The sequence below is a fragment of the Alicyclobacillus contaminans DSM 17975 genome (assembly GCF_000429525.1).
GTDB lineage: Bacteria > Bacillota > Bacilli > Alicyclobacillales > Alicyclobacillaceae > Alicyclobacillus_A > Alicyclobacillus_A contaminans.
In genome coordinates, this window is the sequence record NZ_AUCA01000096.1 from 1 (window position 1) to 2,041 (window position 2,041).

The window sequence follows — 2,041 nt, forward strand, 5'->3', positions numbered from 1 at the left end:
AGGCACATGAATATCACCACCGTTGGTGATATTCTCCATTCCACTGGTTGATCCTCCACTTTCCTCAAACTACGTTGCCTGAAGGGGCACTAGATACATGAGATACCCGCCAATTCTTCGTGAACCTGTTCACTTAGTACACAACAGGAGTTGTTGTGCAGGTCGTCCTATATCCGACGTGATGCGGAACCAGCAGGAAGAACAGGACGAAGATAATCAGAAACACTACTGCCCAACGTGTGAATCCACCAAACACTCCCCCATCGTACACGGACTACACCCCCTTATGATCTGCATGACTCATTCTACGTAGCCATGAACCGATGAGTAGCGGCTGCTGTCCAAGTGTAAACATTGATGTGCGCTGTATCTCACAACGGGTATATGCACCCAAACATTCGCTATCGCACACTTAATTTCGTCCTTGGGATTTTCATCTATCCTCCGCTATGAATTTGCGCAAGATTTACCACCACCCCCATGGCCCGAGCGCCGCAATCGCCAAAAAAGGAAAGAACAGAAAGGGAAAAAAAGTCTCTTTCACGTCATCATTCAACTGAGGTATGTTCTGCAACACATCAATGTTTGCAGCATTAACGTCTGTCTCATTCGCGAGACGAGTGGTTGCACCACCTACCGGCCGTACGTAAATTCCATCACCTGTTACGGTATGGAGAATTCCGCGGTGAGTCATACCATCCCTCGTGCGAATGACGACGGGCCGTCCAACAAACCGCATGCAATGAGCACGTGTAATCATTGTTTTATCCCCCTCCCCGGTACTTACCTGACAATGTCCATTTAATGTTCGGGGGATTGTGCATGCAGGTTTTTAGTAACCTGCCCCTGCATATCCGCCGGTAAACGGAACCAGCAGGACGAACAGCACAAAGATAATCAAGAACACGACTGCCCATCGGGTGAAACCACCAAATACTCCTCCACCGTACATAGACTACCCCCCTTCGATAAACGATGTCACATCTTACGGTGCTACATCCTTTCTCGAAGCGGCAGCTGTCCCATAATCTCCAGGGCACCATTCGCAGCCGGTGCCCTGGAGCAATACAAAAGCCACCAGCCGTAGCTGATGGCTTCGGTGATATACCGTTACTGTGATGTCCGCTGTTATCGCACAACGGACGAAGCGGAACTGTATCCTCGGGGACTTCAGTATGCTCCGAATCCAGCTCCCGCACCATAAGCGCCAGCACCAGCACCATAGGCGCCTGCGCCCGCTCCACAACCGCCACCTGCGTAACCTCCGGTAAACGGAACCAGCAGGAAGAACAGCACGAAGATAATCAGAAACACTATGGCCCAACGTGTGAAACCACCAAACAGTCCTCCATCGTACATGGACTACACCCCCTTCGGATAACTCATCTTACGATGATGTCTCTGCCGTTGAGGCGGCTGCTGTCCACATACAGGGCACCAGCCATAGCTGATGCCCCGCGACAAATACAAAAGCCACCAGCCGTGGCTGATGGCTTCTGTGATATTCCGTTGCGTGGTGACCGCTGTTTACGGGCACAGCGTCCGAAGCCTTTGTGATCCGCAAGCTATGAGTAAACGGCAACGTTAACTGTTAAGCCTCGCCGATTGTCCGGCACACACTAGACCGGTCAAGCGTTCGCAGTCCGAGCCACAGCCGACCGAGACACCCCGTCCTTGGTTATCCCCCTGCGGGTTCTGTGCCATACTCAGACCGCCAACGCCAGACCGACGTTGGTCTGGCTGGATACCCTTTCGGTCTCTCCCGATTGTCCCACCGTTCATTTTTACGTGTGTATACGGTGGCAAGCATCACGCCGGTACGCGAGTACACACGAACGTACCGAGACGGCGCCATGCTGGACTTCATCGCCAGCGTTCGTACACAGTCCGGTGGGAGCCTACTTCAGAGTAGAGCTCTGTTTCAGTTCGCACACTCACAGAGGACCGTTATACTGGCCCCAGAGTCAACCCAGACAGAAGGGATGGGTTAAGATGAAGTAGAGGTGTTTATGATGCCGGGACGTAAGTGGACAGTGGACGA

General features: G+C 52.4%; 1 protein-coding gene. It reads right to left on the reverse strand.

Annotation, left to right across the window (positions count from 1 at the left end; translation table 11 throughout):
- Window positions 1-1,170: 1,170 nt before the first annotated feature.
- Window positions 1,171-1,359: a hypothetical protein gene (locus tag G463_RS0117220; protein ID WP_026976115.1), complete on the reverse strand. Its 189-nt coding sequence runs from the start codon at window positions 1,357-1,359 to the stop codon at window positions 1,171-1,173.
- Between the last annotated feature and the right edge of the window lie 682 nt (window positions 1,360-2,041).

Excerpts from the sequence above, each read along its gene's own strand:
- G463_RS0117220 (WP_026976115.1), bottom strand. The coding sequence starts at position 1,359 with ATGTACGATGGAGGACTGTTTGGTGGTTTCACACGTTGGGCCATAGTG.